A 653-nucleotide genomic window follows, 5' to 3' on the forward strand; every position below is an offset into this window, starting at 1 on the left:
CTAGGGGAACCTGGGGCTGGATCACCTCCTTAACGATATGACTGCGTTTTATGCAGTGTCCACACAGATTGCTTGGTCGAAATGTAAGAGAGCAAGGGTAGCGTTGGCTATCCTCGTTAGTGTGCCCAACACATTAACCAAACACTTAGTCCCATTCGTCTAGAGGCCTAGGACACCGCCCTTTCACGGCGGTAACAGGGGTTCGACTCCCCTATGGGACGCCACGGGTCGTTAGCTCAGTTGGTAGAGCAGTTGACTTTTAATCAATTGGTCGCAGGTTCGAATCCTGCACGACCCACCATTCTTTCTCACGAAGGAATTAAAACTATCGTGGGCGATTAGCTCAGTTGGGAGAGCACCTCCCTTACAAGGAGGGGGTCACTGGTTCGAGCCCGGTATCGCCCACCACTCTCTAAGTATTTTCTGCACGGATACGCAGATTCAATAAAGGTTATCTTTATTGGGTCCGTTTTTTGCCGCTGAAAATCATTAGAAAGTGGTTCTTTAGATAGAAACACATGCTCTTTAACAATCTGGAAAGCTGACTAGTAAATTGAATTTTCGAATTCAATAACTAATAGTTTCTACTTAATAAGTAGGAACGAGTTCTCAAGCAACACACATTCAAGTGTCTTGTGTTTTTTGTCTTCACT

At 45.5% G+C, this 653-nt stretch carries 3 tRNA genes; all 3 read left to right on the forward strand.

Features of this window, described 5'->3' with window-relative positions:
• The first annotated feature begins 148 nt into the window (after window positions 1–148).
• Window positions 149–224: transfer RNA gene (locus NHN17_RS25870), tRNA-Glu, on the forward strand.
• 1 nt (window position 225) lies between these two features.
• Window positions 226–301 (forward strand) — tRNA-Lys (locus NHN17_RS25875).
• A 31-nt stretch (window positions 302–332) separates the two neighbouring features.
• A tRNA-Val gene (locus NHN17_RS25880) sits at window positions 333–408 on the forward strand.
• Window positions 409–653: the final 245 nt, after the last annotated feature.

The organism is Photobacterium pectinilyticum, assembly GCF_024357955.1.
Classification (GTDB): Bacteria; Pseudomonadota; Gammaproteobacteria; order Enterobacterales; family Vibrionaceae; genus Photobacterium; species Photobacterium pectinilyticum.